27 protein-coding genes and 1 other RNA gene are annotated in these 26,718 nt (G+C 66.0%); 15 read left to right on the top strand and 13 right to left on the bottom strand.

The features are described 5' to 3' along the window. The first annotated feature begins 35 nt into the window (after positions 1–35). From ACFPAH_RS22930 to ACFPAH_RS22910, 5 genes are read left to right on the top strand one after another with little or no spacing between them, the layout of a single operon-like run. Positions 36–770, top strand: a complete 735-nt coding sequence (locus tag ACFPAH_RS22930; protein WP_417568502.1) for an SURF1 family protein — start codon at positions 36–38, stop codon at positions 768–770. After that, complete coding sequence (locus tag ACFPAH_RS22925) at positions 751–1,374, top strand: SCO family protein (protein ID WP_379749955.1); 624 nt, start codon at positions 751–753, stop codon at positions 1,372–1,374. The genes ACFPAH_RS22930 and ACFPAH_RS22925 overlap by 20 nt, the downstream gene beginning before the upstream one ends. 3 nt (positions 1,375–1,377) lie before the next feature. Beyond that, the gene (locus ACFPAH_RS22920; protein ID WP_379749953.1) at positions 1,378–2,526 is read left to right on the top strand and encodes a COX15/CtaA family protein; all 1,149 of its coding nucleotides are present in this window, start codon (positions 1,378–1,380) and stop codon (positions 2,524–2,526) included. Continuing rightward, on the top strand, positions 2,523–3,413 hold the full coding sequence (gene cyoE, locus ACFPAH_RS22915) for a heme o synthase (RefSeq protein WP_379749951.1): 891 nt from the start codon (positions 2,523–2,525) through the stop codon (positions 3,411–3,413). Before ACFPAH_RS22920 ends, cyoE begins: the two co-directional genes overlap by 4 nt. 27 nt (positions 3,414–3,440) lie before the next feature. Continuing rightward, a complete protein-coding gene (locus tag ACFPAH_RS22910) occupies positions 3,441–4,028 on the top strand; it encodes an SCO family protein (RefSeq protein ID WP_379749949.1) in 588 nt (195 codons plus the stop codon). 25 nt (positions 4,029–4,053) lie between these two features. Here the strand turns inward: ACFPAH_RS22910 and ACFPAH_RS22905 are convergent, their stop codons facing one another. The 4 genes from ACFPAH_RS22905 to nhaR form a co-directional block, all read right to left on the bottom strand. Next, positions 4,054–5,619 (bottom strand): ATP-binding protein, encoded by a 1,566-nt coding sequence (locus tag ACFPAH_RS22905; RefSeq protein ID WP_379749947.1) that lies wholly within the window; start codon positions 5,617–5,619, stop codon positions 4,054–4,056. Beyond that, positions 5,616–6,425, bottom strand: coding sequence for an alpha/beta fold hydrolase (locus tag ACFPAH_RS22900; RefSeq protein ID WP_379749945.1), 810 nt, complete (start codon positions 6,423–6,425; stop codon positions 5,616–5,618). The genes ACFPAH_RS22905 and ACFPAH_RS22900 overlap by 4 nt, the downstream gene beginning before the upstream one ends. A gap of 93 nt (positions 6,426–6,518) precedes the next feature. Next, complete coding sequence (locus ACFPAH_RS22895; RefSeq protein WP_379749943.1) at positions 6,519–7,862, bottom strand: hemolysin family protein; 1,344 nt, start codon at positions 7,860–7,862, stop codon at positions 6,519–6,521. A 66-nt stretch (positions 7,863–7,928) separates the two neighbouring features. Next, positions 7,929–8,831 (bottom strand): transcriptional activator NhaR, encoded by a 903-nt coding sequence (gene nhaR / locus ACFPAH_RS22890; protein ID WP_379749941.1) that lies wholly within the window; start codon positions 8,829–8,831, stop codon positions 7,929–7,931. 104 nt (positions 8,832–8,935) lie between these two features. Between nhaR and ACFPAH_RS22885 the strand changes: the two genes are divergently transcribed. Continuing rightward, positions 8,936–10,000: a DUF475 domain-containing protein gene (locus tag ACFPAH_RS22885; protein WP_379749939.1), complete on the top strand. Its 1,065-nt coding sequence runs from the start codon at positions 8,936–8,938 to the stop codon at positions 9,998–10,000. Between the two features lie 40 nt (positions 10,001–10,040). Here ACFPAH_RS22885 and ACFPAH_RS22880 read toward each other — a convergent pair whose 3' ends face one another. Beyond that, positions 10,041–10,253, bottom strand: a complete 213-nt coding sequence (locus tag ACFPAH_RS22880; protein ID WP_379749937.1) for a hypothetical protein — start codon at positions 10,251–10,253, stop codon at positions 10,041–10,043. Here ACFPAH_RS22880 and ACFPAH_RS22875 point away from each other — a divergent pair. The 6 genes from ACFPAH_RS22875 to ACFPAH_RS22850 all read left to right on the top strand — a co-directional run bounded on the left by ACFPAH_RS22875 (position 10,252) and on the right by ACFPAH_RS22850 (position 15,116). After that, positions 10,252–10,827 (top strand): TerD family protein, encoded by a 576-nt coding sequence (locus tag ACFPAH_RS22875; RefSeq protein ID WP_379749935.1) that lies wholly within the window; start codon positions 10,252–10,254, stop codon positions 10,825–10,827. The genes ACFPAH_RS22880 and ACFPAH_RS22875 overlap by 2 nt on opposite strands. 59 nt (positions 10,828–10,886) lie before the next feature. Continuing rightward, on the top strand, positions 10,887–11,582 hold the full coding sequence (locus tag ACFPAH_RS22870) for a TIGR00266 family protein (RefSeq protein WP_379749933.1): 696 nt from the start codon (positions 10,887–10,889) through the stop codon (positions 11,580–11,582). An 11-nt stretch (positions 11,583–11,593) separates the two neighbouring features. Then, positions 11,594–12,175, top strand: a complete 582-nt coding sequence (locus tag ACFPAH_RS22865) for a TerD family protein (protein ID WP_379749931.1) — start codon at positions 11,594–11,596, stop codon at positions 12,173–12,175. 261 nt (positions 12,176–12,436) lie between these two features. Continuing rightward, positions 12,437–12,829, top strand: coding sequence for a GntR family transcriptional regulator (locus tag ACFPAH_RS22860; RefSeq protein ID WP_379749929.1), 393 nt, complete (start codon positions 12,437–12,439; stop codon positions 12,827–12,829). Beyond that, positions 12,826–13,698 carry an ABC transporter ATP-binding protein gene (locus ACFPAH_RS22855; protein ID WP_379749927.1) on the top strand — a complete coding sequence of 291 codons (873 nt, stop codon included), beginning with the start codon at positions 12,826–12,828 and terminating at the stop codon, positions 13,696–13,698. Before ACFPAH_RS22860 ends, ACFPAH_RS22855 begins: the two co-directional genes overlap by 4 nt. Beyond that, positions 13,695–15,116, top strand: a complete 1,422-nt coding sequence (locus ACFPAH_RS22850) for a hypothetical protein (RefSeq protein WP_379749925.1) — start codon at positions 13,695–13,697, stop codon at positions 15,114–15,116. The genes ACFPAH_RS22855 and ACFPAH_RS22850 overlap by 4 nt, the downstream gene beginning before the upstream one ends. On the opposite strand, the gene ggt is transcribed toward ACFPAH_RS22850, so the two are convergent. Beyond that, entirely contained in the window at positions 15,117–16,883 is a 1,767-nt protein-coding gene (ggt, locus tag ACFPAH_RS22845; protein ID WP_379749923.1) for a gamma-glutamyltransferase, read from the bottom strand. A 173-nt stretch (positions 16,884–17,056) separates the two neighbouring features. Between ggt and pstS the strand changes: the two genes are divergently transcribed. Beyond that, positions 17,057–18,085, top strand: coding sequence for a phosphate ABC transporter substrate-binding protein PstS (gene pstS / locus ACFPAH_RS22840; RefSeq protein WP_379750003.1), 1,029 nt, complete (start codon positions 17,057–17,059; stop codon positions 18,083–18,085). A 144-nt stretch (positions 18,086–18,229) separates the two neighbouring features. Here the strand turns inward: pstS and rpoH are convergent, their stop codons facing one another. From rpoH to ftsY, 4 genes are all read right to left on the bottom strand, one after another. Continuing rightward, positions 18,230–19,120 carry an RNA polymerase sigma factor RpoH gene (rpoH, locus tag ACFPAH_RS22835; RefSeq protein WP_379749921.1) on the bottom strand — a complete coding sequence of 297 codons (891 nt, stop codon included), beginning with the start codon at positions 19,118–19,120 and terminating at the stop codon, positions 18,230–18,232. A 485-nt stretch (positions 19,121–19,605) separates the two neighbouring features. Continuing rightward, positions 19,606–20,526 (bottom strand): permease-like cell division protein FtsX, encoded by a 921-nt coding sequence (gene ftsX / locus ACFPAH_RS22830; protein ID WP_379749919.1) that lies wholly within the window; start codon positions 20,524–20,526, stop codon positions 19,606–19,608. After that, positions 20,523–21,239 carry a cell division ATP-binding protein FtsE gene (locus ACFPAH_RS22825; RefSeq protein WP_379749917.1) on the bottom strand — a complete coding sequence of 239 codons (717 nt, stop codon included), beginning with the start codon at positions 21,237–21,239 and terminating at the stop codon, positions 20,523–20,525. The genes ftsX and ACFPAH_RS22825 overlap by 4 nt, the downstream gene beginning before the upstream one ends. Before the next feature lie 31 nt (positions 21,240–21,270). Continuing rightward, complete coding sequence (gene ftsY / locus ACFPAH_RS22820; protein WP_379749915.1) at positions 21,271–22,425, bottom strand: signal recognition particle-docking protein FtsY; 1,155 nt, start codon at positions 22,423–22,425, stop codon at positions 21,271–21,273. Between the two features lie 273 nt (positions 22,426–22,698). Here ftsY and ACFPAH_RS22815 point away from each other — a divergent pair, with 273 nt between their 5' ends. After that, a complete protein-coding gene (locus ACFPAH_RS22815; RefSeq protein WP_379749913.1) occupies positions 22,699–22,887 on the top strand; it encodes a hypothetical protein in 189 nt (62 codons plus the stop codon). Positions 22,888–22,904: 17 nt separating this feature from the next. On the opposite strand, the gene ACFPAH_RS22810 is transcribed toward ACFPAH_RS22815, so the two are convergent. The 3 genes from ACFPAH_RS22810 to ACFPAH_RS22800 all read right to left on the bottom strand — a co-directional run bounded on the left by ACFPAH_RS22810 (position 22,905) and on the right by ACFPAH_RS22800 (position 26,162). After that, positions 22,905–23,696, bottom strand: coding sequence for a DUF4261 domain-containing protein (locus ACFPAH_RS22810; protein WP_379749911.1), 792 nt, complete (start codon positions 23,694–23,696; stop codon positions 22,905–22,907). A 147-nt stretch (positions 23,697–23,843) separates the two neighbouring features. Then, a complete protein-coding gene (locus ACFPAH_RS22805) occupies positions 23,844–24,236 on the bottom strand; it encodes a GNAT family N-acetyltransferase (protein ID WP_379749909.1) in 393 nt (130 codons plus the stop codon). A gap of 216 nt (positions 24,237–24,452) precedes the next feature. Then, positions 24,453–26,162, bottom strand: coding sequence for a thiamine pyrophosphate-binding protein (locus ACFPAH_RS22800; protein ID WP_379749907.1), 1,710 nt, complete (start codon positions 26,160–26,162; stop codon positions 24,453–24,455). A 165-nt stretch (positions 26,163–26,327) separates the two neighbouring features. On the opposite strand from ACFPAH_RS22800, the gene rnpB reads away from it, so the two are divergent. After that, an RNA gene (rnpB, locus tag ACFPAH_RS22795) (RNase P RNA component class A) lies at positions 26,328–26,674 on the top strand. Positions 26,675–26,718 lie beyond the last annotated feature (44 nt).

Here is a 26,718-nt window from a genome sequence, read left to right as displayed (position 1 = left end):
TGCGTTTGGCATTTCGTTTTAGGACCATTCCGTTCGTGGCGACGGTCTTGCTGGTGGCCTTGGGGATTTCTCTGGGGAATTGGCAGATGCGGCGGGCGGAGGAGAAGCTGGCGATTGCGGCGCGCATGGCGGAGCGGGGTAGTGCCGCGCCGGTGGTGCTTGGAAGCGCTGGTGTGCATGCGCCGAACCGCGTGGACTCGGGAGTCCACCCTACGGAGATCGAATACCGCCGGGTGCGGGTGACGGGGCAGTGGGTGGCGGGCTGGCCGGTCTTCCTCGACAACCGGCCCTACCAGGGGCAGGCCGGGTTCTACCTGGTGATGCCGTTTAAAATAGCGGGGTCGGACGCATATGTGCTGGTGTTGCGGGGCTGGTTGCCGCGCGATCCACGCGAGTACACGCGCCTGCCGCAGTTTGCGACGCCCCCAGGCACGGTGACGATCGACGGCATGGCCACGGCCAGCGCCGGGAACATCATGCAGCTCGGCACGCCGGCTGCCGTGAAGCCCGGCGCCATCGTGCAGAACCTGGGTCTGGCAGAAGCGGCGCAGGCGACGGGCTTGCCGCTGCAACCCTACTTTGTGCAGCAGGCCGGGCCGGCACCAAAGGACGAGGGCCTGGTGCGCGACTGGCCGGCGCCCACAAGCGGCGTCGACAAGCACCATGGCTATGCCTTCCAGTGGTATGCGCTGGCGGCGATGGCTGTCTTATTTTTCGTGATAACGGGATTCAGAAGTGGAAGAAAACAAGTTGTCGGAACAGACAAGTAACGTGCAGGCCACGGGCGGCAACGCGCGGCGCCGCATGTCGGGCCGCCTGAAGCTGTTCGCCGTGCTGCTGGTATGCGCCGCGCCGATCATCGCCTCCTACGTGACCTTCTATATCATCAAGCCGACCGGGCGCACCAATTATGGCGCCTTCATCGACCAGCGTACGCACCTGATGCCCGACCTGGACACCACCACCCTCGACGGCCGCCCGGAAAAGCTGCAGCAGCTGGCCGGCAAATGGGTGATGGTGAAGGTGGGCGGCGGCGCCTGCGACGAGGCCTGCGCCAAGCAGCTGTTTGCGATGCGCCAGTGGCGCACGATGCAGGGCAAGAACATGGACCGCGTCGAGCGGGTCTGGCTGATCACGGACAAGGAACCGATCGACACCATGCTGATCCGCCAGTACGACGACGTGCACATGCTGCGCGTGTCGCCCGAGGCGCTGGCGAAATGGCTGCCGGTGGAAAAGGGCGGCAAGCTGGAAGACCACATCTTCCTGATCGACCCGCGCAGCAACCTCATGATGCGCTTCCCGAAAGACCCGGACCCGGCCCGCGTGCACAAGGACATCGCCAAGCTGCTCAAAGCCTCGGCGATCGGATAAGCCATGAGCGCGTCGACCCTGTTCCAACTCGCCTTGATGGGCCTGTTCGTGGCGAGCATTCCGCTGACCATGGTCTGGCTGTCGAGCGACGCCAACAAGTACCGCAAGCTGGTCTGGGTGATGGTCTTCCTCACCTTCGACCTGATCGTCTTCGGCGCGTTTACCCGCCTGACCGATTCGGGCCTGGGCTGTCCGGACTGGCCGGGCTGCTACGGCGCCGCCAATCCCTTCATCGCGCACGAGCATATCGCGGCGGCCGAAGCCCTGATGCCGACCGGGCCGGTCACCAAGGTCAAAGCCTGGATCGAGATGATCCACCGCTACCTGGCGATGGGCATCGGCGTGCTGATCATGGCCTTGATGTTCCAGGCCATCCGCCAGTGGCGCAAGACGCACCGTGACGTATTCGCGCCCGGCATCCCGGTGGCGCTGTTCGTTTTCGTGTGCATCCAGGGCGCCTTCGGCGCCTGGACCGTCACCCTGAAACTGCAGCCGGTGATCGTCACCATCCACCTGCTGCTGGGCATGCTGCTGCTGGCCATGCTGGTCTGGCTGGGCGAGCGCGAGAACGAATTGCTGGCGCCGCCGGCGCCGAGCCGCGCCCCGGCCGGGCTGCGCGCGCTGCGCCGGGTGCTGTTGCTGGCCGCGGCGGTGGTCGTGGTGCAGATCGCGCTCGGCGGGTGGGTGAGCACTAACTACGCGACCCTGGCCTGCGACGAGTTCCCGCTCTGCGACGGCAAGCTGGTGCCGGAAATGGACTTCGAGCATGGCTTCACGCTCTGGCGCAAGCTGGGCATGACGGCGGCCGGGGACTACCTGCAATTCCCGGCGCTGGTGGCAATCCACTGGGTGCACCGCAACTTCGCCATCGTCGTGACGCTGGTGCTGGGCTGGGCCGCCTGGCGCGCCCTGCGCGAGCCGGCGCTGCGCCGCACCGGACGCCTGCTGGGGCTGGCGCTGCTGGCACAGCTGTCGAGCGGCGTGGCAACGGTGTATTTCGACTTCCCGCTCACCATTGCTGTATTGCATAACGCCGGGGCCGCCGTCCTCGTCGTGCTGGTGACCATGTTAAACTACAAGGTCAAGACCTTACTCGAAGTGTCGCAGCGCAGTCCCGCGAGTGCGGACGCTCCTGCGAACTCGTATCGATGACCACCCAGACCGCCCTCCATCCGACCAGCCGCATCGCCCAGTACTGGACGCTCACCAAGCCACGGGTCACCCAGCTTGCCGTGTTTTGCGCCGTGATCGGCATGTTCCTCGCCACCGACGGCTTCCCCGGCTGGCGCGTCCTGCTCGCCGGCACCGCCGGCATCTGGCTGCTGGCCGGCGCCGCCTTCGCCGTCAACTGCCTGATCGAGGCCGAGATCGATGCCCGCATGGCCCGCACCGCGCGCCGCGCCACCTCGACCGGCGAGCTGTCGCGCAACCAGACGCTCGTGTTCTCCGGCATCATCGGCGGCCTCGGCATGCTGGTGCTGTACACGCTCGTCAATCCGCTGACGATGTGGCTGACCTTCGTCACCTTTGTCGGCTATGCCGTCATCTACACCATCTACCTGAAGCCGGCCACGCCGCAGAACATCGTCATCGGCGGCCTGTCGGGCGCCATGCCGCCGGCGCTCGGATGGGCGGCGGTCGCCAACGAGGTGCCGATGGAAGCCTGGCTGCTGGTCTTGATCATTTTCGTCTGGACCCCGCCCCATTTCTGGGCGCTGGCGATGTACCGGCGCGACGATTACGCCCGCTCTGGCCTGCCGATGTTGCCGATTACCCACGGCATGGCCTATACCGGCCAGCAGGTCTGGCTGTATTCGCTGGCCCTGGCGGCAACCACCTTGCTGCCCTTCGCCGTGCGCATGAGCGGCCTGATCTACCTGGTGTCGGCGGTTGTGCTCAATGCCCTGTTCCTGCGCCACGCCTGGCGCGTGCACAAGCATTACAGCGACCAGACGGCGCGCAAGGCCTTCGCGTATTCGATCCTCTACCTGTCGCTGCTGTTCGCGGCATTGCTGGTCGACCATTATTTTCGATTTTGATTCGCCCGCTTTTGAACCGCTCCTGACATGAAAAAACTGTTCACTGCGTCGATGCTGGCGCTGGCGCTGCTCGCCGCCGGTTGCGACAAACTGGCGTCCAAGCCGGCCGCCTTCCAGAACACCGACCTGACCGGCCTCGATTACGCCAAGGGCTTTTCGCTGCTTGATCACAACGGCACGCCGCGCACGCTCGCCGATTTCAAGGGCAAGGTCGTGGTGCTGTTCTTCGGCTATACCCAGTGCCCGGACGTGTGCCCGACCACGATGGCCGAGATGGCCGCCGTGATGAAGGAACTCGGACCGGCAGCAAGCGAGGTGCAGGTGCTGTTCGTCACCCTCGACCCCGAGCGCGATACCCAGGAACTGCTGGCCTCCTACGTGCCGGCCTTCGACAAGCGCTTCCTCGGCCTGCGCGGCACGCCCGAGCAAACGGCGCAGACGGCCAAGGAATTCAAGGTCTTCGTGTCGAAGTCGAAGGGCTCGGAGCCGAACAACTACACCGTCGACCATACGGCCGGCAGCTATGTGTTCGACAAGGAGGGCAGGGTGCGCCTGTTCCTGCGCCACGGCCAGGGCCCGGCCCCGATCGTCCACGACCTGCGCCAGCTGATGTGATGTGATCGATGGGCGGGCGCCCACCCTATGATCGTGGCTGCGCCAGCAGTCCGCGCAGCACGTCGAAATCGATCGGCTTGGTCAAATGGTGGTCGAAGCCGGCATCGAAGGCGAGCTGCTTGTCGGCGTCCTGGCCCCAGCCGGTGGCCGCCACCAGCAGCATGTCGCCGCCGCCGGGCAGGGCGCGCACCCGGCGCGCCAGCTCGTAGCCGTTCATGTCGGGCAGGCCGATGTCGAACAAGGCCACCTGCGGCTCGAACTCTTCCAGCACGGCCAGCGCCGCGCCCGCGGTGTGGGCGGCGCGCGCCGTACAGCCGTGCATTTCCAGGAACATCACCAGGATGTCGGCCGCATCGCGGTTGTCGTCGACCACCAGCACGGCTGCCGGCGCGGCGCCCGCTCCGGCAGCGGCCGCAGCCGGCAGCGGCTGCGCCTGCTCCTGCGCCAGCGGCAGGCGCACCGTGAAGCAGCTGCCGCGTCCCTCTCCCTCGCTGTGCGCGCCGATGCTGCCGCCGTGCAGGGCGACGATGCCGCGCGCCAGCGCCAGCCCGATGCCCAGGCCCCCTTTTGCACGGTCGAGCGCCGGCTCGAGCTGCGAGAACATGCCGAATACGGTGCCCAGCGCGTGGCCCGGGATGCCGATGCCGTTGTCGCGCACTTGCACGACGGCCTCGCCGCCTTCGACGCGCAAGGCGAGGGCGATGCGCCCGCCGTCCGGCGTGTACTTGCAGGCGTTGGCCAGCAGGTTGGCGATCACCTGGAACAGGCGGGTAGCGTCGGCCTGCACCACGGCATCGCTCGCCTCGATCGCCACGTCCAGGGTATGCCCGGCGGCGTCCAGGGCGGTGGCCACGTCGGCGACCGCGCTTTGCACCACCTCGGCCAGCACCACCGGCGCGCAGCGCAACTCCATGCGGCCCTGGGTGATGCGCGAGACGTCCATCAGGTCGTCGACCAGGTGGGTCAGGTGGTGCAGCTGGCGGTCGAACACCGCCAGCAGCGGACGCTCGCCGACCGTGTCGCGGTCGAGCTTGAGCACTTCGATCGCGCTGCGCATCGGCGCCAGCGGATTGCGCAGTTCGTGCGACAGGGTCGCCAGGAACTCGTCCTTGCGGCGGTCGGCATCGGACAGTTCCTGGTTCAGCGCGCGCAGCTGGGCTTCGGCCTCGAGCCGGGCCGCGAGCGCCTGTTCGGCGCTGCGGCGCGCGGCCAGCAGTTCGCGCTCGTAGGAGCGGCGTTCGTTCATGGCAAGCAGCGCCCACTCGTCGAACACCTTGCCGTCGACCGTGCGCCGCACGATGTTGACCAGCACCGGCGTGCGCTGGCCGCCGCTGTCGCGGATATCGAGCTGGAGCTGGGCGACCGAGCCCTGCATTTGCAGGATCGGCAGGCAGTGGGTCTGGTGGAACAGGCGCGCACCGACGGTCAGGAAGTCCTGGATGCGCACTTTCCCGGTCAGCGCCGCGCTCGAATAGCCGAGCCAGCGGCAAAGGGTCGCGTTGGTGCGCAGGATGGTGCCGGCGATGTCGGTCAACAACAGGCCGCAGGGCGCGTCCTGGTAGAGCGTGCCGTTGTCAGGCAAAGCGTTCAAGCGGGCAGTCCCAGTTCGTCGAGGAAGGCATGGGTCAGGCGCGCGCACTCCTGGGGAACGCTCATGTGCGGGCAGTGGCCGATGTTGGTGATTACTTCGAGCCGGCTGCCGGCGAGCTGGCGCTGCAGGTAGCGGCCGACCTCCAGCGGAGCGATCAGGTCGTCGCTGCATTGCATGATCAGCGCCGGCACGCTCGCCTGCGCCAGGTCGGCGCGGTGGTCCGAAAGGAAGGTCACGCGCGCGAAATGGCGCGCGATCTCGGGATCGTTGCGGCAGAATTTGTTGCTCAGTTCGATGCCGAGGTGGGGTAAGTTGGGCGCGCCCATGATGACCGGCGCCATGCTGCTCGACCAGCCGAGGTAGTTCGCGTCCATCGTGTCGAGCAGTTCGTCGATGTCGCCGCGCGTGAAGCCGCCCCGGTAGCCGTCGTCGTCGATGTAGCAGGGCGAGGGCGCGATCATCACCTGGGCCAGGAAATGGCGGGGTGCCTTGATGCTGGCCAGCAGGCCGATCATGGCGCTGACCGAATGGCCGACATGCACCACGGGACCGGTATCGAGCGCATCGAGGATCTCGACCAGGTCGTCGGCATAGCCGTGCAGGCTGGCGTGGCGGGTGCGGCAGTGGGCGCCGAGCTCGGAGTTGCCGCTGCCGGTCAGGTCGAAGGCGACGATCCGGCAGCGCCCTTCGAGGGCCGGGACCATGAAGCGCCACACGACCTGGTCGCAGCCGAAACCGTGCGCCAGGACGAGGGTGACGGGCCCATTGCCCGAGACGGTGACGTTATTTCGGCGAAGCACGTCCATAAGGGCTCACTGGTGAGGTGACTGTGAAATCTGATCCACAGAAAGAAACATTATACCTTCGGACATGGACCCGGGTTCCATCCTCGCGCCGGTTCAGTCCTCGTCTTCGTCGCCGCCGCGCGCCAGCTGCGGGATCACCTTCACCAGCAGGATGCGCGGACCATTGGTCTTTTTCACCACCACGTCGAACTTCGGGAACTCGATGCGCTGGCCCTGCTTCGGAATGTCGCCCAGCTTGGCCATCAGGAGGCCGCCCACGGATTCGACGTCGTCCAGGCCCATTTCCTCGTTGTCGATGTCGATGCCGAGCAGGCGTTCGAGCGAATAGATCGGCAGGCTGGCCTTGCCGATATAAGTGCCGTCGGCCTGCGGCAGCCAGTCGTTTTCGTTCATGCGGAATTCGTCGCGGATTTCGCCGACCATCGCGCCCAGCAGGTTGTCGAGCGTGATGAAGCCGACCGGACGCTTGCCCTTTTCGCCGATCAGCGCGAAGTGGGGCGCGCCGGCGCGGAAACGGCGGAAGATTTCCTGGGCCGGCGTGCGCGCCGAGATCGTCTCGACCGGGCGCAGGTATTGGGTCAGGTCGCTGATGTCCTTGCCCGACTGCTGGGCGAAGAACAGGTCCTTCAGGTGGATCACGCCCAGCACTTCCTCGCCTTCCTCGTCGAAATACGGATAGCGCGAGAAGCGGTTGCGGCGCATGGTGTCGAGGTTTTCCTCGATCGGCAGGTCTTCGTGCAGGGCGATCACTTCGTTGATCGGGCGCATCAGGTCGGACACGGCCATGTCGGAAAACTCGAGCGACTGGGCCAGGATGTGGCGCTCGTCGTGAGTGAATTTTTCCTTGCCGGTGCTGGTATTGGTGCGCAGGATCAGTTTCAGTTCGTCGGTCGAGTAATGCGTGTCATGGCTGCCGGCGCCGGCCAGGCCGGCCAGGCGCAGCACGCCGTTGGCGCTGGCATTGAGCAGCCAGATCGCCGGGTACATCATCCAGTAGAAACCGTACAAAGGCAGCGCGCACCACATCGCGACCACTTCGGGGATCCGGATCGCCAGCGACTTCGGCGCCAGTTCGCCGACCACGATGTGCAGGAAGGAGATGACGCTGAAGGCGACGATGAAGGACACGCCGTGGATCACCTGCGGCGAGGTCACGCCCAGCATGGCGAACACCGGTTCGAGCAGGCTGGCGAAAGCCGGTTCGCCGACCCAGCCGAGGCCGAGGGAGGCGAGGGTGATGCCGAGCTGGCAGGCCGAGAGGTATTCGTCGAGCTGGCCGTGGACCTTGGCCAGGATGCGCCCGCGCAGGCCGCTGGTCTTGGCGATGGCCCGCACGCGGGTCTTGCGCAGCGTGACGATACTGAATTCCGCTGCGACGAAGAAGCCGTTCAGCGCGACGAGGAACAGCGCCAGAACGACAAAAAGAAGATTTTCCATAGAAAGGGAGAGTTGATAAAAGGCATAGCCGATGTGCATTGTACAACTCAACCGCTGCCGGGCATCCTAACGGGACAGGCTTTGCTGCACCGAGGCGAGGATGGCGGCCACCGCCGGGTGCTGGATCTTGCGCTCGTTCGAGATCGCATAGAACTGTTCGCGCACCTGCGGGACCCGGCCGACGATCACCGCCTGCAGCTGTTCGGCCAGGTCGGCCGCCAGCGCCGCCGGCGCGAAGAACAGGCCCAGCCCACGCCGGCCGAAGGTGTTCAGCAGCGCATTGTCCTCGAACTCGCCGACCACGTCCGGATGCACGCCCTGCAACTCGAACCATTCGTCGATCCGGGTGCGCAAGGCGTTATTCCTGGTCGGCAGCAGGAAGGGGGCGCCGTTCAGTTTCTTTGGAAAATCGTCCGCGTAGGCGCCGGCCAGCCGCGCCGTCCCCACCACCGTCATTTCGCTCTCGAACAGCATGTGGCTGAACACGCGCAGGGTGCTGCCGGTGGACAGGGCGCGTTCGGTCAGCACCACGTCGAGCTTGTGCAGGGCGAGTTCGGCCAGCAGGGCGTCGTGCTGGTCTTCGTAGCAGACCAGGCGCACCGGGATCGCCAGCCGGGTAGTGCTCTCGAGCAAACGGAAGGCCGTCAGCTTCGGCAGCGAGTCGGCAATGCCGACCGTCAGGCGGGTGCGCAGGGTGCCGGACCCGTCGAGCGCTTCCTGCATCTGCTCGCCCAATAGAAAGATCTGGTCGGCATATTTATGGGCCACCTCGCCGGCCTCGGACAGCACCAGGCGCCGGCCCTGCTGGGTGAACAAGACCTTGCCGACCGACTGCTCGAGCAGGCTGATCTGGCTGCTGACGGTCTGGACGGCCAGGCCCAGGCGTTCGGCCGCGCGCGTGATGCTGCCTTCCTTGGCGACCACCCAGAAGTAATATAGATGCCGAAAATTCGTGCTGGCGTTTTTCATCTCTTCCGTTTTTCCGAAGTAACTCTTCGATTATCTTCGCTTTTTCAATGGTTGTGCGGGGTATACACTCCGTTGTGGCAAATTTCATATAAAGGAAAAACAACATGAAGCACTTTAGAGGATCCTTCCTCGTCACGGTCGTCTGTCTCTCCCTGGCAGCCTGGTGGGGTTATGAGCACGGCGGCCTGTCCGGCGCGCTGACAGCGCTCGGTATTGCCACCATCCTGTCGGTGATGGAAGTGTCGCTCTCGTTCGACAACGCCGTCGTCAACGCCTCGGTCCTGAAAGGCTGGAACGAATTCTGGCTCAAGCTGTTCCTGGGCCTGGGCATGATCATCGCCGTGTTCGGTATGCGCCTGGTCTTCCCGCTGGTCATCGTCGCCGTGGCGGCCGACCTGGGCATGACCGAGGTCTGGAACCTGGCGCTGAACGATCCGAAGTCGTTCTCCGGCCACCTGACGGCGCACCACGCCGAAGTGGCAGCCTTTGGCGGCATGTTCCTGCTGCTGGTCTTCCTGAACTTCCTGCTCGATGACGAGAAGGAAACCCACTGGCTGGGCAACTTCGAGAAGAAGCTCGGCGCGCTCGGCCGCGTCTCCTCGATCGCGGTGATGGTGTCGCTGGCGGCGCTGCTGTTCGCCTCGACCTTCGTCGACGAAGCGCAGCGGATGATCGTCCTGATCGCCGGTATCTGGGGCATCCTGGTCTATGTCGGCGTGGACATGATCAGTGGCCTGCTCGAGAAGAGCGAGGCCGATGAAAACAGCAACGTGGGCGACATGGTCAAGCGCGGCGGTATCGGCGGTTTCCTGTACCTCGAAGTGCTCGACGCCTCGTTCAGCTTCGACGGTGTGATCGGCGCCTTCGCGATCACCAGCGACGTCGTGATCATCATGCTGGGCCTGGCCATCGGCGCGATGTTCGTGCGTTCGATGACGGTCTACCTGGTCCGCAAGGGCACGCTCGACGAGTTCGTCTACCTGGAGCACGGCGCGCACTATGCGATCGGTATCCTGGCCGTGATCATGCTCGCCAGCATGAAGTTCCACGTGCCCGAGCTGGTGACCGGCCTGACCGGCGTGGCCTTCATTGCCGCGTCGCTGTGGTCGTCGATCCGCTACAAGAAGAAGCATGCGGCGCTGGAAGGGCATGAGAAGCAGATAGCGTAAGCAGCAGGACGTAGGGTGAGCGGCTCTGCCGCTCACGCGTTCAACGGAAGAATGTCATACCGCGAATGATCACCTGCTGGTTGAACGCGTGGGCGGGAAACCCGCCCACCCTACGGGTCACAAAACAGATTTCGTGGGCGTGCATCGCGCGTCCGCATAAAGAACCGCACGGCGAGCGGCAGAACACCAGCTCGCTGCGCGTGGTTAAACAGGTGTTCAACGATACGTCATCCAAATAGGAGATCCACATCATGGCAATCAGTCTGCAAAAAGGCGGCAACGTCAACCTGTCGAAAGAGGCCCCTGGCCTGACCAACCTGAAGGTCGGCCTCGGCTGGGACACGCGCGCCACCGATGGCGCCGCCTTCGACCTCGACGGCGCGGTGTTCATGCTGAACTCGTCCGGCAAGGTCCGTTCGGACGCCGACTTCATCTTCTACAACAACCTGAAGTCGGCCGACGGCTCGGTCGTGCACTCGGGCGACAACAAGACCGGCGAAGGCGCGGGCGACGACGAAACCGTCAGCGTCGACCTGACCAAGGTCCCGGCCGACGTCGACAAGATCGTGCTGGCCGTGACCATTCACGACGCCGAGAGCCGCCGCCAGAACTTCGGCATGGTCGGCAAGGCCTTCATCCGCTGCGTCAACGCCAACGGCGACGCCGAAATCGCCCGCTACGACCTGTCGGAAGACGGCTCGACGGAAGCTGCAATGATCTTCGGCGAGGTGTATCGTAACGGCGCCGACTGGAAGTTCCGCGCCATCGGCCAGGGTTTCCAGGGCGGCCTGGGGCCACTCGCCAAGAACTACGGCGTCAACGTTTAATCACCAGGTCCACGGTCCCCCGACCGGGGACCGTATTCAATCGATAGGAAGCCACTTCAATGCCTACTTTTACCGTGACCGGGGACGTCGATCCCTTCCTGCATGTGTCGATGCGGCAGGGCGAGACCATCTATTGCGAATCCGACGCGATGGTGATGATGGAATCGACCCTCGACCTGAAAGGCAAGATGCGGGGCGGGCTCGGCAGCGCCCTGATGCGCACCTTCGCCAACGGCGAATCGTTCTTCCAGCAGCACATCGAAGCGACGCGCGGAGCCGGCGACTGCCTGCTCTCGCCGACGCTGCCGGGGGCGATGCAGATCGTCGACGTCGGTCCGAACAACTACATCATCAGCGACGGCGCGTTTGTCGCTGCCTCGTCCGGCGTCGAGCTGAAGGTGCGTACCCAGAATATCGGCAACGCGCTCTTCGCCAATAGCGGCGGCTTCTTCGTCACCGAGACCGGTGGCCAGGGGCAGGTGGTGGTGTCGGGTTTCGGTTCGATGTCGATGCTCGAAGTCGAACCGGGCAAGGACGCGATCATCGACAACTCGCACGTCGTGTGCTGGGACAGCACGCTGCGCTACGAGATCTCGATCACGACCGGCACCAGCGGCGGCTTCCTGGGTAACCTGATCAACAGCCAAACCAGCGGCGAGGGCATGGTCCTGCGCTTTTCGGGCAAGGGCAAGGTCTACGTGTGTTCGCGTAACCGTGCCGCCTTCAAAGCCTGGATGCAAACGCCCGCCAAATAAGGAGTCATACAATGTCAGTCAGTCTGCAAAAAGGCCAGAAAATCTCGCTCTCGAAAGAGGGCGGCGGTTCGCTCACCCGTGTCACCATGGGCCTCGGCTGGGACGCCATCAAGTCGAAGGGCTTCCTCGGCTTCGGCGCCAAGACCGAAAGCGTCGACCTCGACGCCTCGGTCGTGATGTTCGACGAATCGAACCGCGTCGTCGACACGGTCTGGTTCCGCCAGCTCAAAAGCAAGGACGGCAGCATCGTGCACACGGGCGACAACCGCACCGGCGCCGGCGATGGCGACGACGAGCAGATCAATGTTGACCTGTCCGCCGTGCCCGGCAACGTCAAGTCGCTCGTGTTCACCGTGAACAGCTTCACGGGCCAGAACTTCTCGCAAGTGCAAAACGCCTACTGCCGCCTGCTCGACGCAAACGGCAACAAGGAAGTGGCGCGCTACGACCTGTCGGTGCAGGGCGCCCACACCGCCCAGGTGATGGCCAAGCTGTACCGCCACAACGGCGAGTGGAAGATGCACGCCATCGGCGAAAACGCGAGCGGCCGCACCTTCGACGACCTGATGCCGTCGATTACGCCGCACCTTTAATCAAGCAGTTGACAAGCAAGTAAGTTAGCCGAACCGGGGATGCGTCCCCGGTTTTTTTTCGTCTTCGTAGGGTGGACGGGTTTCCCGTCCACGCGTTCAAGCAGCGGATGCCTAACCGCGTTTCTACCAGCACCCGTGCGTTGAACGCGTGGACGGCAGAGCCGTCCACCCTACGTCCCCCCGGTTGACGATGTTGATATTTCTTCTTGACATCACCCGTCTTTACATCTACTGTATTAATCAACTAATACAGTAGACACCATGACCACCCACTCCGCCCAGCTGTTCTCGATCACCACCGGCTCCCCCGAGCCGATCTACCGCCAGCTCGTCGAGCAGGTGCGGCGCCTGGTTGCCGCCGGCCAGATGGCGCCCGGCGACGCGCTGCCTTCGGTGCGCGACGTTGCGCAGGCCCTGGCCCTGAACCCGATGACCGTCTCGAAAGCCTGGAACCTGCTCGAGATGGAAGGGCTGCTGGCGCGCCGGCGCGGGCTGGGCATGATGGTTGCCGAGCGCAGCAAGGCCCAGCCTGCCGACCGCGCCGCGCTGCTGCGCCCGACCCTGGAACGCGCCGCCATCGAGGCGCGCCAGCTCGAGCTCGACCCCGACACCGCCGTTTCCCTCTTCATCCAAATCCTGAAGGAACAAGCATGAACACACCGATCGTCGAACTGTCCTCGATCAGCAAGCATTTCGGCAGCGCGCAGGTATTGAACGGCCTCGACTGGCAGGTACGGCCGGGCCAGGTCATCGGCCTGCTGGGCCGCAACGGCGCCGGCAAGTCGACCCTGCTCGAATGCCTGCTCGGGCTGCGCGAAACGGATGGGGGCAGCGTGCGCCTGTTCGGCGAGGACGTCGGCCACCTGCTTGATGCCACCCGCGCCCGGATCGGCTACGTGCCGCAGAAATCGGAGCTGTTCGACTGGCTCACGCCGCGCCAGATGCTCGACTATTTCAAGGCCCTGTATCCGCGCTGGAACGACGCCAAGGTCGACGCGCTGCTGGACCGCTGGGGCTTCGACGGTTTCATGCAGAACAAGGCGATCGGCAAGCTGTCGGGCGGCGAGCAGCAGCGCCTGTCGATCATCCGCGCGCTCGGGCCCGACCCCGAGCTGCTGATCCTCGACGAGCCGGTCGCGAGCCTCGACCCGGTCGGCCGCCGCGAATTCCTGCGCGAGCTGATCGACGGCGTCATCGAGCACGGCACCACGGTCGTGTTCTCGACGCACATCCTGTCCGACCTGGAGCGGGTCGCGCTCGACATCGCCTTCCTGAAGGACGGCCGCATCGCCTTGCAGGGCCAGCTCGACGAGCTGCTCGAAGGCGCGCGCCGCGTGGTCGGCCCCGGCGCCGTGCTCGACGGCCTGACGCTGGCGGGGGAGGTCAGCCGCCAGCGCGGCGCCGACGGCCTGGTGCGCGTCGTCACGCAGGGCGGGGCAGGCCTCGGCGCGCTCGGCGCGCAACCCGGCGTGCGCGTGGAAGCGCTCGGCCTGGAAGACCTGTTCATCGAGGTGACGCAATGAGCGCGCTGCGCGACTACGGCTTGCTGTGGCGCGCCGCGCTGGCGATCCGGCACCCGCGCGCGAACGCCGTGCTGGGTGGGTTCGCCTCGTTCTGCGCGCTTGCCGTCGGCTTGTTGGTGCTGATGCAGACGGGGGATATCGTCGATACCGTGATCAACGGCGCGCGCGCGGCCTGCGCCGTCCTCGTGTTCGGCTGGCTGATGTATTTCATCCCGGGGGCCATCAAGCTCAACACGCCGGCGAACGCGCAGCTGGTGCCGCGCATGCGGCGCCGCCTGGTGCAACTGACGCTGCTGGCCTGGGCCGGCGCGGTGGGCCTGGCCACGCTGCTGGCAGCCGGCACCCCTCTCGGCGCCCGTGTCGTCTTCGTCTTCGTCGGTGTCTGGCTGATCGCGCTGGGCCTGGCGCGCACCGGCCATCCTGCCGGCAAGGCAATCCAGTTCCTCATGCCGATGCTGATCATCCTCGGCAGCTCGGTCTCGCGCGAGGGGCTGGCGCTGCTGGCCGGCGGGCCGCTGTTTGCGGTGGCGGCGCTGCTCGTGCTGGCGCTGGGCGCGTTCACGCTGGAGGTGATGTTCCCGCATGGCGGCGAGCGCCACTACCGGCTGCATGCGGCCCAGAAGCAGGTCAGCGACCAGATGAGCGCCGCGGGACAGTTCAGGAAAGCACGCGTGCCGCGCGTGGGCCGCGCGGTCTACCTGGCCGCCTTCCGGCGCGACCTCGCCCGGCGCAATGCGGGCGCGCTCCTGATGCACCTGCTGGGACCGGCCGTGCACTGGTCCCAGCGCCTGCTGCCGATGGCCTTCCTGGTCGGGATCGCAGCCGGCGCGATGGCAATCGCGCGCCAGGTCGCCAGCGCGGACACGCTCGAGATGATCGCGGCGAACGGCTGGCTCGCCGCCTCGTCGGTCCTGGTGGTCCAGGTGCTCGACCATGAACGCCGTTTGATGCGCCTGTCGTTCACCCGCGGCGAGCAGAGCCTGGTGCGGCTGGTGCCGTCGCTGCCGGGCATCGCCGGTACTTTCAACCGCTACCTGGTGGCGCGCCTGCTGCTGGCCGGCCTGCGCGACTGGGCGACGGTGTCGGTCGCCGTGCTGTGCGTGGTCGCGCTGACCGGTGCGCCGGCCCCGATCATGTGGATGCAGGCGGCGATCTGCTGCCTGACCCTGCCGCTGCTGGCCTCGCCCGTGCGCGACCATGCGCGCCATGCCGGCGCCGAATGGCGCTTCGTGCTCTGGCAGGGCGCCTCGCTGGGCGCCTGCTTCCTGGCCGGTATCGGCGCACAGCGCGTGCTGGGCACGCCGGTGCTGCCGGTCGCCGCGCTCGCATCGGTGGCCCTGGCCGCCGTCTCGGTCGCCTGGCGCTGGCGCCGCCTGGCGGGCGCGCCGCACGCCTTCCCGGTCGGGCGCCTGGCCTGATCAGTGCCCGCGCTTCTGCACCAGCGCGCTGCCGACGCCGTGGCGCCGTCCTTCGCTGACCGCCGTCACCGTGCCGTCCGGGTTGAACACGAGGGCGTTGGCGGCGCCGATCTCCTCGGGCGGGTCTTCCCACTTGTGGCCGAAGGCTTCCAGCGCCCTGGCCTGGGCGCTGCCGGGAAAGCCCGGCTCGACGGACGTTGCCGCGCCATTGCGCTCGGACAGGCGCGGCGCGTTCAGCGCCTGGTCCATCGGCATGCCGAAGTCGATGTGGTTGACGATGGTCTGCAGCACCGTCGTGATGATGGTCGAGCCGCCCGGGCTGCCGATCGTAAACGCCGGTTTGCCGTCCTTGAAGGCGATGGTCGGCGCCATGCTGCTGCGCGGGCGCTTGCCCGCTTCCGGCACGTTCGGGTGCGGGCCTGAAAAGTCGAAATCGGTCATCTCGTTATTGAGCAGGAAGCCGTAGCCCGGCACCACGATGCCGCTGCCGCCCCAGGACTCGATCGTAAACGTGTAGGAGACCACGTTGCCGTCCTTGTCGGAGACGGTGAAGTGGGTCGTGTGCGGGCTTTCCTGGCCCAGCTTGCGCTGGGCGGCACGCGGTTGCGGGCGCAGCGGCACGCTCGGGTCCTGCTGGTAGGCGTACGGATCGCCGGCGGCGACCTGCAGCGTCGCACGCAGTGGATCGATCGTGGCGCGGCGCTCGGTGGCATAGGCTTTCGACAGCAGGCCGGCGACCGGCGCGTCGACATATTCCGGGTCGGCCAGGTAGGCGTTGCGGTCGGCGAAGGCCAGCCGGCTCGCTTCCAGGTACAGGTGTTCGGCCTGGGCGCGCGGCATCGATCCCAGGTCGTAGCCTTCCAGGATGTTCAGCGCTTCGGCGACCGCGATGCCGCCGCTGCTCGGCAGCGGCATGCCGGCGATTTCGTAGCCGCGATAGGTGCTCAGCACCGGCGGGCGGATGCGCGCCTCGTAGTTGGCCAGGTCGGCCAGCGTCATCTTGCCCGGGCGGACCTGGACACCGCTTGCCGCTGGCGGCCGGTTGACGGCGTCGACGATGGCGCGCGCCATCGGCCCTTCGTAGAAGGCGCGCTGGCCGCGCGCGGCGATCTCGCGGTAGGCCTTGGCCATGTCCGGGTTGCGCAGCAGGGTGCCCGGCCTCAATGCCTTGCCCTCATGCAGGTAGAGCGCGCTGGTGCTGCTGAACTGTTGAAATTTTCTTTCATTTTCCTGCGTTAAATGAGAGAAAGTTTCATTAATCTTAAAACCTTTGGTGGCGACCTCGATGGCCGGCGCCAGCACCGTCCTGAACTTCATCGTGCCGTAGCGCTCCAGCGCTTCGTGCCAGCCGCGCACGGTGCCCGGCACGCCGACGGCCGCGCCGCTGGCGATCGCCTTCTGGTAGTCGATCTCCTTGCCGTTCTCGAGGAACACGGTCGGGGTGAACGAGCTCGGGGCCGTTTCGCGGTGGTCGATCGTGACGACGCGCTTGTCCCCGGCCAGGTAGATCACCATGAAGCCGCCGCCGCCGATGCCGCAGCTGAACGGATCGGTCACGCCCAGCGTGGCGGCCGCCGCCACCGCCGCGTCGATCGCGTTGCCGCCCTTGTTCAAGATGGCGAGGGCCGATTGCGAGGCGTGCTCGCTGATGGTGGCGACGGCGCCGCCGCTGCCGCTGGCGACCGGGGTCCTGGCCAGCGCGAGCGGCGCGTGGAGGACGATGGACAGGGTGAGGCCGCAGGCGAGGGCAGTGGTCGATCGTGTCATGGAGGGCGTTCCCGAGCAGGTTGTCTGCCGAGCATAGCAAAAACGCCAAGGCGGCGGCGCAATGCGCGGTCACACAGCGGTCATCGAGCGGTCATACAGCCGTCATATCGCGTCGCTAGACTGGGTTTGTCACTTAACCAACCCTGAGCCACGACAAAATGAAAATGCAGAACATGTTCAAAACGATGATCGCGGGCGCCGCTGCCGCGATGGTGATGTCTTCCTCGTTCGCCGCGGACGTGACCGGCGCGGGTGCAACCTTCCCGTACCCGATCTACGCCAAGTGGGCGGAAATGTACAAGGGCGCCACCGGCAACAGCATGAACTACCAGTCGGTCGGCTCGGGCGCCGGCATCAAGCAGATCAAGGCGAAGACCGTCGACTTCGGCGCCTCCGACATGCCGCTCAAGGCGGCCGAGCTCGACGAAGCGGGCCTGATGCAGTTCCCGGCCATCATGGGCGGCGTGGTCGCCGTGGTCAACGTGGAAGGCGTGAACCCGGGCCAGCTCAAGCTGAGCGGTCCGGTGCTGGCCGACATCTACCTCGGCAAGATCACCAAGTGGAACGCCCAGCCGATCGCCGCCCTGAACCCGGGCGTCAGACTGCCGGACGCCGACATCACCGTCGTGCACCGCGCCGACAGCTCGGGCACCTCCTTCCTGTTCACCGACTACCTGTCGAAAGTGAACCCTGAATTCAAGGACAAGATCGGCGCCGGCACCTCGGTGAAATGGGCGACCGGCATGGGCGGCAAGGGCAACGAGGGCGTGGCCGCCTATGTCCAGCGCGTCAAGGGCTCGATCGGCTACGTCGAGTGGGCCTATGCCAAGAAGAACAAGCTGTCGCACACCCAGTTGCAGAACAGGGAAGGCCAGTTCCTGCAGCCGGACGACGACGCCTTCAAGGCCGCCGCCGCCAACGCCGAATGGACCAGGACGCCGGGCTTCGCCGTGATCCTGACCGATGCCGCCGGCAAGAACGCCTGGCCGATCACGGGCGTGTCCTACATCCTGATGCACAAGGCACAGGCCGACGCGAACAAGGGCAAGGAAGTGGTGAAATTCTTCGACTACGCGTTCAAGAACGGCGCCGCCGCCGCGGCCGAGCTGGACTACGTGCCGATGCCGGCCTCGGTGGTCAAGCTGGTGCAGGGCGCGTGGAAGGCCCAGCTCAAGGACGGCGCGGGCGCAGCGATCTATTGATGCAGGACGGGCGCAAGCCCTTGGGTTAACGGAAGGTAGTTCTTTGCGGCGGTCTTCGGATCGCCGTTTTTTTTGCGGCCCACGAACGGCCGCGGCAAAAAAAAGCGGCCCTCGCAGGGCCGCTGTGCTCTTGTCACGCCTGGCTTACACGAAGGCTGCCAGCGCGCCTTTCATTTTCTTCAAGGCCGCCGATTCGATCTGGCGGATGCGCTCGGCCGACACGCCGAACTCTTCGGCCAGCGTGTGCAGCGTCGCACCCGAGCCGTCGTCGTTCGCCAGCCAGCGCGCCTCGACGATGCGGCGCGAACGCGGGTCGAGCTTGCCCAGCGCCGTTTCCAGGCCTTCGGACTGCAGGCGCGTGACCTGCTCGGCTTCCAGCACCTTGGTCGGCTCCTGCTGGTCCGACGACAGGTAGGCGATCGGCGAGAACTTGTCGTCTTCGTCGTCGGTGGGCGACTCGAGGGCGATGTCGCGGCCCGAGAGGCGGGTTTCCATCTCGATCACTTCTTCGCGCTTGACGTCGAGCATCTTGGCCAGGTCGTCGACCTGGGTCGGCGTCATCGCGTCCAGGCCCACCTTGTTGCTGCGCAGGTTGAAGAACAGCTTGCGCTGGGCCTTGGTCGTGGCGACCTTCACCAGGCGCCAGTTCTTGAGGATGTATTCATGCATCTCGGCCTTGATCCAGTGCATGGCGTACGACACCAGGCGCACGCCCTGGTTCGGGTCGAAACGCTTGACTGCCTTCATCAGGCCGATATTGCCTTCCTGGATCAGGTCGGCGTGCGGCAGGCCGTAGCCGAGGTAGCCGCGCGCAATCGACACCACCAGGCGCAGGTGCGAGAGCACCAGCTTTTGCGCGGCGTCGAGGTCGTTCGCTTCCCGCAGCCGCTTCGCCAGCGAGACTTCTTCCTCATGGGTCAGCATCGGCAGGCGGTTCACGGCGGAAATATACGCGTCGATGTTACCGAGATTGCCGGTGAAACCGAGTCCCAGAGCACGATTGCTGGTTGGAACCAATGCGGATTGTGCGGACATTATATTTTCCTCGTAGAGTAATCTTTCGCTGCATCGTCAACGCTGCCGGGACACCCCGGGGCGGACTGCACGACATCGTGCTGATGCATGGCAAGCCTTGTATACCTTCACTTGAGGACATATATTAGCACTCTCTCAGGGTGAGTGCTAGCGACCCTCCCATAGGAGGAGGACAGTTTAAGTCTGGCTAAAGTATTGCTTTGAAGTATTTAAAAATGATCAGACTTACTGTAGAGCAGACCCTTGCAAATTTGTTGATAGACCTCAAATGTGTGACTTGTCTCGGCGTTTCAAGACCGCAGGTTAAGGGGACAGCGCGCCCGTTTTCTGTTAGGTGGCGCACCGTGGAGGAAGTTCGGCTGCATTGTGCGACAAATTCCCGCGCCGTCGCGGCGTGGACGCCTACAAAGCCTCCTGTTCATTTTCCAAATCCCCAATAAAAAAACGGGTGAGCAAGCTCACCCGTTTCTTCATGCACTGTGCCCTCAGTTCAGGCGCGCCAGATGCCTCTGCACCGACAGCATCGCGCCGATCAGGCCGAGGCCGGCGCTAATCGCCAGCAAGCCCGCCAGTTCCAGCGGCCCGAGTGCCGCCAGCTGGAATTCCGACGCGTACAGGCGCGCAAACTCCGCGATCGACGCGTTCAGCGGCTGCAAGGCCAGCGCCACCGCGCCCAGCGCCACCACGCCGGCGCACAGGCCGAGCAGGGCGCCCGTGTAATAAAACGGACGGTGGATGAAGTTGTCGGTGGCGCCCAGCAGCTTGGACACCGCGATTTCCTCGCGCTGGGTCAGCACTTGCAGGCGGATCGTGTTGAACACGACGGCGATCACCACCACGCCCAGCGTCAGGGCCAGCAGCAGCAGCGCCAGGCGCAGGATGTCGAGCAGGGCGGCGAGGCGCTTGACCCAGTTCGAATCGACCTGCACCGTGTCGACCTGGGGCAGAGCCGCCATCTGCTCGACGATGCCGTCGATGCGCGCCGCGTCGGCGATATTGCTGAAACCCGCGAGCTTCATCACATAGCTGTCGGGCAGCGGATTTTCGCCCAGGGTGTCGAGCGCACCGGACAGGCCGCTGCGCTCCTTCAGGTCGCCCAGCGCCTGCTCGCGCGGCACGAAGACGATGCGGGCCTGGCTGCCCTGCAGGATCTGGCGCAGCTGCGGCTCGATCGCCTGCGCGTCTTCGCGCGAGGCCTCGGGCTTGACGAACAGGCTCACCTCGGGATCGACCGACAATTGCCCCGTCATGGGGCGGACGTTGTCGAGCAGGGTGATGCCCGCGAACGGCAGGGTCAGCGCGACCGCGACCACCAGCACGTTGAACAGGAAGCTGCCCGGCGCCTTGCGCAGGTGCGCGAGCGCGGCGCCGAAGGCGAAGCGGTGGTGGCGGATCCAGGGGCTCATGCCGCACCTCCGGCCTGGCCTTCGACGGTCGGAGCCTGCGGATCCTGCCGAGGGTGCGCGAGGTGCGGGACGAGCTCGCCGTGTTCGAGGCGGATCACGCGCGTCGCGCCCTCGAGCACCTGGTCGTCGTGGGTCGAAATCAGGCAGGTCACGCCCACCGAATTGAAGGCGCGCAGGGCGTCGAGCACCTTGTCGGCCGCCACGCGGTCGAGGTTGGCCGTCGGTTCGTCGGCCAGGATGATCTGGGGCCGGTTGACGATCGCGCGCGAGACCGCCACGCGCTGCTGCTCGCCGCCGGACAGCTCGAGCGGGTGCGCCCTGGCGCGGTCGAGCAGGCCGACCTTGTCGAGGGCGGCGCGGGCGCGCTGCTCGGCCTGCGCCTTGGGCGCGCCCGAGACCAGCAGCGGCATCATCACGTTGGCCAGGATGTCGCGGTCGTGCAGCAGGCGCTGGTCCTGGAAGATCAAACCGAGCTTGCGGCGCAGGAAGGGAATGCTCGGCTTTTTCAGCTTGCCGATGTCCTGGCCGAAGACGATCACGCGCCCGCTGCTGGGGCGCTCGATGGCGGCCACCATTTTCATCAGCGTCGACTTGCCGGCGCCGGACGGGCCGGCCAGGTACACCAGCTCGCCCTTCTCGATGTTCAGGGAGACGTCGCGCAGGGCGGTCGCCTCGGGGGAATACTGCTTGGAGACGGAGTGGAATTCGATCATCTGGCCTTGGCTCTTTTCTCGCTATGTTCTCTCAGCCCAACAGCGCTTCGACGAATTCTTCCGCATTGAACGGCTGCAGGTCGTCCAGCTTTTCGCCGACGCCGATGAAATACACCGGTATCGGACGCGTCCGGGCGATCGCGGCCAGCACGCCGCCCTTGGCGGTGCCGTCGAGCTTGGTAATTACCAGGCCCGTCAGTTGCAGCGCATCGTCGAAGGCCTTCACCTGGGCCAGCGCGTTCTGGCCGGTATTGCCGTCGATGACGAGCAGGGTTTCGTGCGGGGCGCCATCCATGCCCTTGCCGATCACGCGCTTGATCTTCTTGAGTTCTTCCATCAGGTGTAGCTGGGTCGGCAGGCGGCCGGCGGTATCGACCATGACGACGTCGACGCCGCGCGCCTTGCCCGACTGGACCGCATCGAAGGCGACCGCGGCCGGATCGCCCGACTGCTGGGAAATCACGGTGACGTTGTTGCGCTGGCCCCAGACCATCAGCTGCTCCCTGGCGGCGGCGCGGAAGGTGTCGCCGGCGGCCAGCAACACCGACTGGTCGGAGCGCTGCATGTGCTTGGCCAGCTTGCCGATGGTGGTGGTCTTGCCGGCGCCGTTGACGCCGGAAATCATCATCACCAGCGGCTCGTGGCGGCCCAGTTCGAGCGGCTTCTGCAGCGGCTGCAAGAGCTCGATCATCAGTTCCTTGAGCGCGGTCTTGACGGCGGCGGCATCGAGCAGCTTCTCGTCCTTGACCTTGCGGCGCAGGTTGTCCAGCAGAAACTGGGTCGCGTCCATGCCGGCGTCCGACATCAACAGCGCGGACTCGAGTTCCTCGTACAGGTCCTCGTCGATGCGTGCGCCGACGAACAGCAGCGACAGGTTGCTGGAGGTCTTGGACAGGCCGGCCTTCAGGCGCGTCATCCAGGTTTTTTTCTTCTCGGCCTCGGTCGTCGGACGCTCGGCCGTTTCCTCGATGAAGAGCTCGGCCTCGACCGAGGGGGCCGGCGCGGCCGCGGGTGAAGCCGGGGCGGCGGGGGTGGCGGGGACGGGCAGGGCAGGGGCGGACGCGGCCGCGTCGGACCGCGGCGCAGTGTCGACCGGAGCGGTATCGACCGCCGCGGTATCGACCGCCGCGGCTTCCGGAACGGTCGCGGTATCAGGCGCTTTTTTTCTCTTAAAGAAACTAAACATGGATTGAGTGGTGGCGGGTGGTGCATGCACATGCCGGCGGATGAAGCCGGCACGACGAAAAGGGTCGCGCGTATTCTACCAGAGGGCCGTACTGACGATTCGTCAATACCCGGGCGAGCCCGGCGTGCACAAACGCGACAGTTCCGCCGCCAGGCTCGTGCTCTTCAAGAGGGCGGGCGCAGCGCATGTCGTGCACCTTACGTGCACGCTGGCAGCCCGGGCCCAAGGGCGCTAGATTGGGTTGTCCCCGGCAGATCGACGACAGGATTGCAGATGAAACTTCCACGATTTTTCCGGCGCCTGATCGGCGCCGACAAACCCGGCGGCGCCGCGCTGGGCAACGCCGTCGTCTGGATCTTCATTGCCCTCGTGGCCTTGTTCCTGACCGAGCAGCACAGCCTGTTCGACGGTCCGGTGCCGCTGCCGGCGGAGCTGGGGCTGGAGCCGGCATATCCGCACTGAGCCGTGCTCAGCCGTGCTCAGGACTGCACCTTCTTCCACCAGCCGCCGCGCTTTTCCGGCTGCACGGCCTGGGGCGCCTGCGCCTGCGCGTGCTCGGGTTCGAGGCGCCAGGCGCCGTACGGATTATTGAACAGGGAGTCGGGGCCGTAGTCGCGCGCCGGCACCTTCCGCAGGCGGTAGACCGGCGCGCCCGCGCTGACCGAAAAGGTATGGCCATCCGCGAGCAGCGGCGCCTGTTCCAGCAGGTAGCGCGTGAAGGTGCGCAGCATGTCGGCCGCGGCAGCCTGGTCGACGGCGGTGGTCATCGCATCGGGCAGGCCGAAATTGTGCATCCCGCACGAAAACACGTCCTTGCCCGTCACATACACGACCAGCGCGCGGTGCGCCGTCAGCTGCTCCAGTCCGAAGCACATGTCGAGCCAGTAGGCCGGGCCATGGGCGATGCCGGTACTTTCCACCTTCACGCCCAGGCCGCCGGCCTCGACCAGCGCGCCGGCGGCGCGCATCATCGCCTCGGCTGCTGCGCGCGAGCCGCCCTTGCCGGCGAGGTAGATCACGCAGTCGTGATCGGCCACCGCCGCCATCGCGCTCGACGCCGCCCAATGGGGCCCGGCCTTGGCGAAGGCGGCCGCCAGGTCCGGATCGGAACCTTCGAGCAGGAGGTCGCAGGCAAAGCCGTCGAGCGTATCGCGCAGGACGCCGCCGTCGAGCAGGTAACCGGTGTCGCTGGCGGCGATGCTCTCCGCCAGCTCGGCGCGGTCGCGCCATGGCCCGGGAATACAGAGGACCAGGTCCGGGGTGTCGTTCACGGTAGTACGTCTCCTTGTTTTTTATGACCCATGCGCTTGCCTGTGCGCCGCGTGCCGCGTGATCCCGGCGGTGCGCCGATCAGCATAGCCGGTTCCATCGGGTCTCGCCGTTCGAATGGAAGCGCGGCCCTTGCAGCAGGTGCCATGCTATGCAGGGTGGGCAGCCAGGGGCAGCGTGTACGCGGCCGTGGCGGCGCCGATCGGCCTGCGCTGCCAGCCCTGCATCGCATAAAAACGGTCGGCCCTGGTATGCGCGCCCGTCTCGAGCCGGGCCGATGCATGGCCCAGTTCTGCAATCCAGTCGACCGCCAGGCCCAGCAAGCGCTTGCCCAAGCCTTGTCCTTCGTTCCCCGGCCGCACGAACAGCGCCCAGATCGATCCATCGGCCCGGGCGGCATAACAGAACGCGACGATCTCACCGCCCGACTCCGCCACCCAGCCGCGTCCCGCCGCCTCCAGGTAATCCTCGTACATGGCGGCGGTCACCCGGCCTGGGTCGGACAGCATGTTTTCGGTGACGGACAGGCGGATGCGCGACATGGCGGGGATGTCGGCATGGACTGCCCGGCGAAAAACCGGCGGGCGATCAGGCGCCATGGCGGCGGCAACACATGAGAATCGGGGCCTTCATCGTTTCTCCTGGAGGAAACCGATGAGTATAGTGAATCGGATGCCGCAAAAATGCGTCAAAAGTCACATGCTGGAAACGACGAGGCCCCTGGCATGCAGGGGCCCCGCGCATCGAACCATCCGTCCTCAGCCCGCTTGCGCCGCCTCGGCCGCCTTGCGCATCGCCTCCAGCGTCGCGTTCGGCGTGATCAGGTTGCCGTCGTAGCGCAGTTCGATCAGGGCCGGCAGCTGCTTGCCGTTCGCGTGGGCCAGCGCCCGCGCCAAAGCCGGCGCAAAATCGGCGGTCTTTTCCACGATCTCGCCGTGCCCGCCGTAGGCGCGCGCCAGCGCCGCGAAGTCCGGATTGCGCAGCGTGGTGCCGGAGACGCGGCCCGGATAGGTTTTTTCCTGGTGCATGCGGATGGTGCCGAACATGCTGTTGTTGAAGACGATGATGACCACGCCGGCGCCGTATTGCACGGCGGTCGCCAGTTCCTGCCCGGTCATCATGAATTCGCCGTCGCCGGCAAAGGTGACCACCGTGCGCCCAGGCGCGGCGATCTTGGCCGCCACCCCGGACGGCACCGCATAGCCCATTGCGCCGCTGGTCGGGGCCAGCTGGGTGCGCAGGCCGCCATAGATCCAGAAGCGGTGCGCCCACGAGGCATAGTTGCCGGCGCCGTTGGTGACGATGGTGTCGCGCGGCAGGGCCGCTTGCAGGTCCTGCACCACCTGCCACAGGTCGAGCGGAGCGACGGACGGATCGGCGTCCTTGAAGATCGGCGGCTGCTCCTGCCAGGCCGCCAGTTCCGCCTTCGCTTCGGCCACGCTGCCGCGCCAGGCGCTGGAGTCGACCGGCGCCATCGCCGCCAGCATACTGGTGGCCTGCGGCGCGCCGCTGGCGATCATCAGGTCGGCCTGGTAGACGCTGCCCAGTTCCTCCGGATCGGGGTGGATGTGGACCAGGCGCTGGCTCGGCCTGGGGACGGCCAGCAGGGTGTAGCCGCCGGTCGTCATCTCGCCCAGGCGCGGGCCGATGGCGATGACCAGGTCGGCGTTTTTCAGGCGTGCAGCCAGCTTCGGGTTGATGCCGATGCCGACGTCGCCGATGTAGTTCGGGTGGGCGTTGTCGATCAGGTCCTGGAAGCGGAAGGCGCAGGCCACCGGCAGGGCATTGGCTTCGGCGAAGCGTTGGAGGTCGGCGCAGGCCTGCGCGTTCCAGGTGCCGCCGCCGAGCAGCACCAGCGGGCGCTGGGCCTCGGCCAGCATGGCGCGCAGCGACGCGACCTGGGCGCTCGAGGGCGCGGCCTGCACCGGCACATGGCAGCGGGTGTCAAGCACTTGCGCGGTGTCGACCAGCATGTCCTCGGGCAGGGCCAGCACCACCGGGCCCGGGCGGCCGCTGGTGGCGACCTGGAAGGCGCGCGCGATGTATTCCGGGATGCGGTCGGCGCGGTCGATCTGCGCCACCCATTTCGCCATCTCGCCGAACATGCGGCGGTAGTCGATTTCCTGGAAGGCTTCGCGGTCGGCGAAGTCGGTGCCGACCTGGCCGATGAACAGGATCATGGGCGTGGAATCCTGGTAGGCCGTGTGCACGCCGATCGAGGCGTTGGTGGCGCCGGGGCCGCGCGTGACGAAACAGATGCCCGGCTTGCCGGTGAGCTTGCCGTAGGCCTCGGCCATGAACGCCGCGCCCCCTTCCTGGCGGTTGATGACGAAGCGGATCTGCGAATCGTGCAGCGCGTCGAGCACGTCGAGATAGCTTTCGCCGGGCACGCCGAAGGCGGTGTCGACACCGTGGACGTGCAGCGCGTCGACCAGGATCTGGCCGCCGGTACGGGAAGGGTGCGTCATGTTTCTGTCATCCTCATGGTTGCAGCCGGGCCGCGCCAGGCATCGAGGCATTCTATGTGAGCGCTGCTGCCGAGGCTTTTGAAATGGCGACACGAAATTTCAGAAACGGCAAGCCGCCACTTTCGATGCGGGCGCCAGGCCCGCATCGGTTACAATGCACCCCGTGAAGCAGGCCAGACAGCCGCTGGCTGGCACTGCAAGGTGCCGGCGGGAGGAAGGTCCGGACTCCATAGAGCAGGGTGACGGTTAACGGCCGTCCGCCGAAAGCCCGGTGCAAGCCGGGTATAAGGCGAGGAATAGGGCCACAGAGACGAGCGTATTAAGTTACGGTGAAACGCGGTAACCTCCACTCGGAGCAATTCCAAATAGGCACGCGTTGATGTTGCTCGCGGAGCGTGCGGGTAGGAAGCTTGAGCGCCGGAGTAATTCGGCGCCTAGAGGAATGGCTGTCATAGGGGCGTCCCGCAAGGGAGACCACTACACAGAATCCGGCCTATCGGCCTGCTTTACACTGAATTTCGATTGCCCGGCGCGGCGTGCGGATGACTTGGGTGCA

Source organism: Massilia sp. GCM10023247 (genome assembly GCF_042653325.1).
GTDB lineage: Bacteria > Pseudomonadota > Gammaproteobacteria > Burkholderiales > Burkholderiaceae_D > Telluria.
This window is presented reverse-complemented; position numbering and strand designations above follow the sequence as displayed.

Excerpts from the sequence above, each read along its gene's own strand:
- ACFPAH_RS22920 (WP_379749953.1), top strand. The coding sequence starts at position 1,378 with ATGAGCGCGTCGACCCTGTTCCAACTCGCCTTGATGGGCCTGTTCGTG.
- cyoE (WP_379749951.1), top strand. The coding sequence starts at position 2,523 with ATGACCACCCAGACCGCCCTCCATCCGACCAGCCGCATCGCCCAGTAC.
- ACFPAH_RS22910 (WP_379749949.1), top strand. The coding sequence starts at position 3,441 with ATGAAAAAACTGTTCACTGCGTCGATGCTGGCGCTGGCGCTGCTCGCC.
- ACFPAH_RS22900 (WP_379749945.1), bottom strand. The coding sequence starts at position 6,425 with ATGGACGTGCTTCGCCGAAATAACGTCACCGTCTCGGGCAATGGGCCC.
- ACFPAH_RS22895 (WP_379749943.1), bottom strand. The coding sequence starts at position 7,862 with ATGGAAAATCTTCTTTTTGTCGTTCTGGCGCTGTTCCTCGTCGCGCTG.
- nhaR (WP_379749941.1), bottom strand. The coding sequence starts at position 8,831 with ATGAAAAACGCCAGCACGAATTTTCGGCATCTATATTACTTCTGGGTG.
- ACFPAH_RS22885 (WP_379749939.1), top strand. The coding sequence starts at position 8,936 with ATGAAGCACTTTAGAGGATCCTTCCTCGTCACGGTCGTCTGTCTCTCC.
- ACFPAH_RS22875 (WP_379749935.1), top strand. The coding sequence starts at position 10,252 with ATGGCAATCAGTCTGCAAAAAGGCGGCAACGTCAACCTGTCGAAAGAG.
- ACFPAH_RS22880 (WP_379749937.1), bottom strand. The coding sequence starts at position 10,253 with ATGATGTGGATCTCCTATTTGGATGACGTATCGTTGAACACCTGTTTA.
- ACFPAH_RS22870 (WP_379749933.1), top strand. The coding sequence starts at position 10,887 with ATGCCTACTTTTACCGTGACCGGGGACGTCGATCCCTTCCTGCATGTG.
- ACFPAH_RS22865 (WP_379749931.1), top strand. The coding sequence starts at position 11,594 with ATGTCAGTCAGTCTGCAAAAAGGCCAGAAAATCTCGCTCTCGAAAGAG.
- ACFPAH_RS22860 (WP_379749929.1), top strand. The coding sequence starts at position 12,437 with ATGACCACCCACTCCGCCCAGCTGTTCTCGATCACCACCGGCTCCCCC.
- ACFPAH_RS22855 (WP_379749927.1), top strand. The coding sequence starts at position 12,826 with ATGAACACACCGATCGTCGAACTGTCCTCGATCAGCAAGCATTTCGGC.
- ACFPAH_RS22850 (WP_379749925.1), top strand. The coding sequence starts at position 13,695 with ATGAGCGCGCTGCGCGACTACGGCTTGCTGTGGCGCGCCGCGCTGGCG.
- ggt (WP_379749923.1), bottom strand. The coding sequence starts at position 16,883 with ATGACACGATCGACCACTGCCCTCGCCTGCGGCCTCACCCTGTCCATC.
- pstS (WP_379750003.1), top strand. The coding sequence starts at position 17,057 with ATGTTCAAAACGATGATCGCGGGCGCCGCTGCCGCGATGGTGATGTCT.
- rpoH (WP_379749921.1), bottom strand. The coding sequence starts at position 19,120 with ATGTCCGCACAATCCGCATTGGTTCCAACCAGCAATCGTGCTCTGGGA.
- ftsX (WP_379749919.1), bottom strand. The coding sequence starts at position 20,526 with ATGAGCCCCTGGATCCGCCACCACCGCTTCGCCTTCGGCGCCGCGCTC.
- ACFPAH_RS22825 (WP_379749917.1), bottom strand. The coding sequence starts at position 21,239 with ATGATCGAATTCCACTCCGTCTCCAAGCAGTATTCCCCCGAGGCGACC.
- ftsY (WP_379749915.1), bottom strand. The coding sequence starts at position 22,425 with ATGTTTAGTTTCTTTAAGAGAAAAAAAGCGCCTGATACCGCGACCGTT.
- ACFPAH_RS22815 (WP_379749913.1), top strand. The coding sequence starts at position 22,699 with ATGAAACTTCCACGATTTTTCCGGCGCCTGATCGGCGCCGACAAACCC.
- ACFPAH_RS22805 (WP_379749909.1), bottom strand. The coding sequence starts at position 24,236 with ATGTCGCGCATCCGCCTGTCCGTCACCGAAAACATGCTGTCCGACCCA.
- ACFPAH_RS22800 (WP_379749907.1), bottom strand. The coding sequence starts at position 26,162 with ATGACGCACCCTTCCCGTACCGGCGGCCAGATCCTGGTCGACGCGCTG.